General features: G+C 70.4%; 4 protein-coding genes. 3 read left to right on the top strand and 1 reads right to left on the bottom strand.

Annotated features, from left to right (window positions below; genetic code table 11):
- The 3 genes from A5697_RS28020 to A5697_RS08885 form a co-directional block, all read left to right on the top strand.
- The coding region (locus A5697_RS28020) for a hypothetical protein (RefSeq protein ID WP_231972023.1) at nucleotides 1-771 on the top strand (771 nt) is incomplete at its 5' end.
- 89 nt (nucleotides 772-860) lie between these two features.
- The gene (locus tag A5697_RS08890; protein WP_068009797.1) at nucleotides 861-4,193 is read left to right on the top strand and encodes a DUF2126 domain-containing protein; all 3,333 of its coding nucleotides are present in this window, start codon (nucleotides 861-863) and stop codon (nucleotides 4,191-4,193) included.
- Complete coding sequence (locus A5697_RS08885; protein WP_068009788.1) at nucleotides 4,193-6,847, top strand: circularly permuted type 2 ATP-grasp protein; 2,655 nt, start codon at nucleotides 4,193-4,195, stop codon at nucleotides 6,845-6,847. The genes A5697_RS08890 and A5697_RS08885 overlap by 1 nt, the downstream gene beginning before the upstream one ends.
- A 187-nt stretch (nucleotides 6,848-7,034) precedes the next feature.
- Here the strand turns inward: A5697_RS08885 and A5697_RS08880 are convergent.
- The coding region (locus tag A5697_RS08880) for an HNH endonuclease signature motif containing protein (RefSeq protein ID WP_068009786.1) at nucleotides 7,035-7,739 on the bottom strand (705 nt) is incomplete at its 5' end.

Raw genomic sequence — 7,739 nt, 5'->3', positions numbered from 1 at the left:
GTATGCCTGAAGCCGTGTCCGACGGTCTTTTTGACCTGCCCGGCGCGCCGCCGACAAGCGATCACGCACTGGGCGTGGAACACCTTCACCAGGAACGCCGTCGCGTTGATCGTTCCCGCGCTGGTGTACGGGCTATTGCTCGGAGTGGCCACCGCGCTGATCACACTGAGCCAGAACATCGGCGCGACCGGCACGAGCTCCGACGACTACGACTTCACCTTCACGACCAACCTGACCGGACCCGGATACGGGATGCTGGCCCTCGGCTACCTGATCGCCTACGCGGTAAGCGCATTCGCGCAGTCGGCGTTCCTGTCCGGCTGCCTCGACCTCGCCGACGGGCGCGCGGTCACGGTCGGCTCGTTCTTCAAGCCACGCAACCTCGGCATGGTGTTTCTCGCCGTGCTGATCGTCGAGGTGCTCACCTCGATCGCGTCGGCGTTGTGCTTCATCCCGGGGCTCGTCCTTGGCATCTTCACCCAGTTCACCGTCCCGTTCGTGATCGATCGCTCGGAGTCGGCCATCAAGGGCTTCACCTCCAGCTTCTCGCTCGTCGGGTCGAATTTCGTCAACGCGCTGCTGGTGTGGCTGGTCGCGTTCGCGTCCTTCCTCGTCGGGTTCCTGTTGTGCGGTGTGGGCCTGTTGGTGGCGGCCCCGGTCGCCTCCCTGGTGATCATCTACGCCTACCGCAAGCTGACCGGCGGCCAGGTCGTCCCCGTGCCGCAGCCCGGTTACCAGCCGGGTCCACCGCCGGGACCGCAGCCGGCGTAAGCGCCGGTCCGCGTTCGAAGTTACGGCGCTGTTAGCCGCGGCTGCGGTGCGCTGCGGCCTTGTGCCGCCTGTGATGAGATCACCTTGTTATGAGCATCAAAGTCGCGCTGGAGCACCGCACCAGCTACACCTTTGACCGGCCGGTCCGGGTGTATCCGCACGTGGTGCGGCTGCGGCCCGCGCCCCATTGCCGCACGCCCGTCGAGGCCTACTCGCTGCGCATCGAGCCGGACGAGCACTTCATCAACTGGCAGCAGGATGCGGTGGGCAATTTCCTTGCGCGCCTTGTGTTTCCGAACCCGACTCGGCGGCTGACCATCACCGTCGGGCTGATCGCCGACCTCAAGGTGATCAACCCGTTCGACTTCTTCATCGAGGACTGGGCCGAGATGTGGCCGGCGCAGGGGTTGACGTACCCCAAGGAGCTCGCCGACGATCTGGAGCCATACCTGCGGCCGGTCGACGAAAACGGTGACGGGTCGGGTCCCGGCGAGCTGACGCGGGCCTGGGTGCGCAACTTCTCGGTGCCCGCCGGCACGCGCACCATCGACCTGCTGGTCGCGCTCAACCGCGCCGTCAACGCCGATGTCGCCTACAGCGTGCGCATGGAACCCGGCGTGCAGACACCGGATCACACGCTGCGGACCCGCGTCGGCTCGTGCCGCGATTCGGCGTGGCTGCTGGTGTCGATCCTGCGCCAGCTGGGGCTGGCCGCCCGCTTCGTGTCCGGCTACCTGGTGCAGCTGGCCTCCGACGTGGAGGCGCTCGACGGGCCGTCGGGCCCCGCCGCCGACTTCACCGACCTGCACGCCTGGACCGAGGTGTACATCCCCGGTGCGGGCTGGATCGGGCTGGACCCGACGTCGGGATTGTTCGCCGGCGAGGGCCACATCCCGTTGGCGGCCACCCCGCAGCCGGCGTCGGCGGCGCCGATCAGCGGCGGCACCGAACCGTGCGAATCGGTGCTGGAGTTCTCCAACACCGTCACCCGGGTCCACGAGGACCCGCGCGTCACCCTGCCCTACACCGACGACGCGTGGGAGACGATCCGCGAGGTCGGCCGGCGCGTCGACGAGCGGCTGGCCGCCGCCGACGTCCGGCTGACCATCGGCGGTGAGCCGACATTCGTATCGGTGGACGATCAGGTCGCCGAGGAATGGACCACGGCCGCCGACGGCCCGCACAAGCGGCAGCGCGCCTCCGACCTGGCCGCGCGCCTGCGAGAGGCGTGGGCGCCCAACGGGTTGCTGCAGCGCGGGCAGGGGCGGTGGTATCCGGGAGAGCCGTTGCCGCGCTGGCAGATCGCGTTGTATTGGCGCACCGACGGGCGACCGCTGTGGAACGACGGCGCGCTGCTCGCCGACCCGTGGCTGGGCGACCCGGCCCCGGTCGATGCCGACGCGGGCCACCGCCTGCTCGCCGCGATCGCCGACGGCCTGGAGCTGCCGCCCTCGCAAGTTCGGGCCGCCTACGAGGACCCGCTACACCGGCTGGCGACCAAGGTGCGGCAACCCGAGGGCGACCCGGTGGACCCGGCCGACGATCTCGACCCCGACGACGGCGCGGACTCCCCCGCCGGGCGCGCCGCCCTGCTGGCCCGGCTCGACGAATCCATCACCGCCCCAGCGGCTTTCGTGTTGCCGCTGCACCGCCGCGAGGACGGCCAGGGCTGGGCGAGCGCCGACTGGCGCCTGCGCCGCGGTCGAATCGTGTTGCTGCACGGTGATTCTCCCGCGGGTCTGCGGCTGCCGCTCGATTCCATCAGCTGGCGTCCGCCGCGCCCGTCGTTCGAGGCCGATCCCCTGACCGTCGGCGTCGAGCTGTCGATCGAGTCGGGCACCGCGGTGGTGGAGGACCCCGACACCGCGCCGCCCACCGCCATGGTCGCCGAGGTTCGCGACGGGCTGCTCTACCTCTTCATGCCGCCCACCGAGGCGCTGGAGCATTTCGTCGACCTCGTCGCCCGCGTCGAGGCCGCGGCGGCCAAGGTCGACTGCCCGGTCGTGATCGAGGGCTACGATCCCCCGCCGGACCCGCGGCTGCGCTCGACCACCATCACGCCGGACCCGGGGGTCATCGAGGTCAACGTCGCGCCCACCGCGACCTTCGCCGAGCAGAGTCAGCAGCTCGAGACCCTCTATGAGCAAGCGCGATTGGCTCGCCTGTCCACCGAGTCCTTCGACGTGGACGGCACCCACGGCGGCACCGGCGGTGGCAACCACATCACCCTCGGCGGCGTCACGCCCGCCGACTCACCGCTGCTGCGGCGGCCGGACCTGTTGGTCTCGCTGCTGACGTACTGGCAGCGGCACCCGTCGCTGTCGTACTTGTTCGCCGGCCGGTTCGTCGGCACCACCTCACAGGCTCCCCGGGTCGACGAGGGCCGCGCCGAGGCGCTGTACGAACTCGAGATCGCGTTCGCCGAGATCGCGCGGTTGGGCGGCGGTGGTCCTAAGAGTGTGGCGAAGCCGTGGGTGATCGACCGCGCGCTGCGGCACCTGCTGACCGACATCACCGGCAACACCCACCGCGCCGAGTTCTGCATCGACAAGCTCTACAGCCCCGACAGCGCTCGCGGCCGGCTCGGCCTGCTGGAGCTGCGGGGGTTCGAGATGCCGCCGCATCTGCGCATGGCGATGGTGCAGTCGCTGCTGGTGCGCTCGCTGGTCGCGTGGTTCTGGGACGAGCCGCTGCGCGCCCCGCTGATCCGCCACGGCGCCAACCTGCACGGCCGATACCTGTTGCCGCACTTCTTGATTCACGACATCGCCGACGTGGCCGCGGACCTGCGGGCGCACGGCATCGCGTTCGAGACCAGCTGGCTGGACCCGTTCACCGAGTTCCGTTTCCCCCGCATCGGCACGGCGGTTTTCGACGGGGTGGAGATCGAACTGCGCGGCGCGATCGAGCCGTGGAACACCCTCGGCGAGGAGGCCACCGCGTCCGGGACCGCCCGCTACGTCGACTCCTCGGTCGAGCGCATCCAGATCCGCATCATCGGCGCCGACCGGCACCGCTACGTGGTGACGGTCAACGGCTACCCGGTGCCGCTGCTGGCCACCGACAACCCCGACATCCACGTCGGCGGGGTGCGGTTCAAGGCCTGGCAGCCGCCGAGCGCGCTGCACCCCACCATCAGCACCGACGTGCCGCTGCAGTTCGAGCTGGTCGACCTGACGACGGGCACGTCGCGCGGCGGGTGCACCTACCACGTCGCGCATCCCGGTGGGCGGGCCTACGACGAGCCGCCCGTCAACGCCGTCGAGGCCGAGGCGCGCCGCGCCCGCCGCTTCGAGGCGACCGGCTTCACCGCAGGCAAGCTCGATCTGTCCGACATTCGGGAGAAACAGGCCCGGATCTTCACCGATATCGGCGCGCCGGGCATCCTCGACCTGCGCCGCGTGCGTACCGTGCAGCGGTAATGGCGTCTGCGGACATGACATTCGGCATCGGTGCGGGGTCGGCGCCCCCGGCCGACCACTACGACGCCGACCGCCTGCTGGCCGGGTACCGCGCCGCGCGCGCCCAGGAGGCGCTCTTCGATCTACGGCACGGCCCGGCCGCCGGCTATGACGAATTCGTCGACCGGGACGGACGCGTGCGACCGGCATGGACGGAACTCGCCGACACCATCGCGGAACGCGGCCGGGCAGGGCTCGACCGGCTGCGCTCGGTGGTGCGCGGCCTGATCGACAGCGACGGCATCACCTACACCGACGTCGACCGCACCGAACACGGCCTCGAGCCGCGGCCGTGGATTTTGGACACGCTGCCGCTCGTGCTCGCGGCCGCGGAGTGGGACGTGCTGGAGGCCGGGCTGGTGCAGCGGTCCCGGCTGCTCGACGCCGTTCTCGCCGACCTGTACGGATCGCGCAGCCTGCTCACCGAGGGGCTGTTGCCGCCGGAGCTGTTGTTCGCCCATCCCGGTTATGTGCGCGCGGCCAACGGCATCGAAGTGCCCGGGCATCACCAGCTTTTCCTGCACGCCTGCGACGTCAGCCGGCTGCCGGACGGGACCTTCCAGGTCAACGCCGACTGGACACAGGCGCCGTCGGGCGCCGGCTACGCCCTGGCCGACCGGCGCGTCGTCGCACACTCGGTTCCCGATCTCTACGAACGGATCGTGCCGCGACCGACGACGCCGTTCGCCCAGGCGCTACGGTTGGCGCTCATCGATGCCGCGCCCGACGACGCGCAGGACCCGGTGGTGGTGGTGCTCAGCCCGGGCATCTTCTCCGAAACCGCCTTCGACCAGGCGTATCTCGCCACGTTGCTGGGTTTCCCGTTGGTGGAGAGCGCGGACCTGGTGGTGCGCGACGGCAAGCTGTGGATGCGCTCGCTGGGCACCCTGAAACGCGTCGACGTCGTCCTGCGCCGGGTCGACGCCGAATACGCCGACCCCCTCGATCTGCGCGCCGACTCCCGCCTGGGCGTCGCCGGTCTGGTGGAGGCGTCGCACCGCGGGACCGTGACCGTCGTCAACACGCTGGGCAGCGGCATATTGGAAAACCCTGGGCTGCTTCGGTTTTTGCCCGAGCTGTCCGAGCGCCTGCTCTCGGAGGCGCCCCTGCTGCAGTCCGCGCCGGTCTACTGGGGCGGCATCGCGGGTGAATGCTCACACCTGCTGGCGAATCTTTCTTCGCTCCTGGTGAAGTCGACCGTCGGCGGCAAAACCCTTGTCGGCCCGACCCTTTCGTCATATCAGCTTACACGGTTGGCGGCCGCGATCGAGAAGATGCCTTGGCAGTGGATCGGTCAGGAACTGCCGCAATTCTCGTCGGCGCCCACCGACCATGCCGGAGTGTTGTCGTCGGCCGGCGTCGGCATCCGGTTGTTCAACGTGGCCCAGCGCAGCGGGTACGCCCCGATGATCGGCGGCGTCGGCTATGTGCTGGCGCCCGGGCCGGCCGCGTACACGCTGCAAACCGTTGCCGCTAAGGATGTTTGGGTGCGCCCGACGGAGCGTGCGCGGGCCGAGACGGTGACCCTGCCGTCGCCCGCGCCGCCGGCGAAGACGGCCGCGGGCACCTGGGGCGTCAGCTCGCCGCGTGTGCTGTCCGACCTGTTCTGGATCGGCCGCTACGGCGAGCGCGCGGAGAGCATGGCGCGGCTCCTGCTCGTCGCCCGGGACAGGTTCCACGTCTACCGGCATCAGCAGCACACCGAGGAAAGCGAATGCGTGCCGGTGCTGATGGCCGCGCTGGGCAGGATCACGGGGACCGACGACGACGACCGTGTCAGCGACGGGGCGGAGATGATCGCCGTCGCCCCCTCGACCCTGTGGTCCCTGACGGTGGATCCCGAGCGGCCCGGGTCCCTGGTGCAGTCGGTGGAAGGGTTGGCGTTGGCCGCCAGGGCGGTGCGCGACCAAATGTCCAACGACACCTGGATGGTGCTGGCCGGGGTGGAGCGCGCGCTGGCTCAGCGGCGGGAGCCGCCGGAGTCCCTCGCCGAGGCCGACGCGCTACTCGCGACGGCCCAGGTGCAGACGCTGTCCGGGATGCTCACCCTGTCGGGGGTCGCCGGTGAGTCGATGGTGCGCGACGCAGGCTGGACCATGATGGACATCGGCAAGCGCATCGAACGCGGCCTCTGGCTGACCGCGCTGCTGCGGGCCACGTTGACCGCCGTCCGTGCGCCCGCGGCCGAGCAGACGATCATCGAGGCGACGCTGGTGGCGTGCGAGTCCTCGGTCATCTACCGGCGCCGCACCGTGGGCCAGGTCAGCGTCGCCGCCGTGGCCGAGCTGATGCTGTTCGACGCGCAGAACCCGCGGTCGCTGCTGTATCAAGTCGAGCGGCTGCGGGCCAACCTCAAGGATCTGCCCGGGGCGTCGGGGTCGTCGCGCCCGGAACGGCTGGTGGACGAGATCGCCACCCTGCTGCGCCGCTCGCATCCCGCCGAGCTGGAAGTCGTCAGCGCCGACGGGCAGCGTGCCGCGCTGGCCGACCTGCTCGGTTCGGTGCACGCCGGGCTGCGCGAGCTGGCCGAGGTCATCACCACCACGCAGTTGGCGCTGCCCGGCGGCATGCAGCCGCTGTGGGGGCCCGACGTACGCCGGGTGATGCCGGCCTAGCGGTGATCGCGAGCGCGGCGAAGCCGGGCGAAGCGGGTCACCGCCATCAGGTCCAGCGGTGATCGCGAGCGCGGCGAAGCCGGGCGAAGCGGGTCACCGCCATCAGGTCCAGCGGTGATCGCGAGCGCGGCGAAGCCGGGCGAAGCCGGGCGAAGCGGGTCACCGCCATCGCCGCTAGCCCCTGGCGTCAATCGGGTTCGTCGTCGTCTTGGTCGCGGAGGAATCGTTCGGGGTGGTGGTAGGTGTTGGTTCGGGGTTGTCCTCGGTCGAGGTGAGGTGGTGGGAGCCATTCGGTTTCGCCGCGGGCGTTGGTGCGGGTGGTCCAGCCTTGTTCGGCGAGGCGGTTGTCGGGGCCGCAGGCCAGGGTGAGGTCGTCGATGTCGGTGCGGCGGGTGGTGGTCCAGCCGGTGATGTGGTGGACCTGGCTGTGGTAGGCGGGGGCGTCGCAGCCGGGTTTGGTGCAGCCGCGGTCCTTGCCGTAGAGCATGATGCGTTGCGCGGGGGAGGCGATTCGTTTGGTGTGGTGCAGCGCCAGTGATTTGGCGCCATCGAAGATGGCGAGGTAGTGGTGGGCGTGGCCGGCCCAGCGGATCACATCGCTCATGGGTACCAGGGTGCCGCCGGCGGTCAGGGCCTTGCCGGCGGCGGCCTCCAGGTCCTGCAACGTGGTGGTGACCACGATCGAGACCGGCAACCCGTTGTGGGAGCCGAGTTTTCCCGAAGCCAGCAGGCCGCGCAGCGCGGCGAGGAAGGCGTCGTGGTTGCGCTGCGCTGTCGAGCGGGTGTCGCGGCGCACCGTGTCCTCATCGGGGGTGGCATCCACGATCGGGGTGTCGTCCTCGGGGTTGCACGCCCCGGGGGCGGCCAGTTTGGCCAGCATGGCCTCGATCGC

Origin of the sequence: Mycobacterium sp. E3251 (genome assembly GCF_001666835.1) — a bacterium.
GTDB lineage: Bacteria > Actinomycetota > Actinomycetes > Mycobacteriales > Mycobacteriaceae > Mycobacterium.
This window is presented reverse-complemented; position numbering and strand designations above follow the sequence as displayed.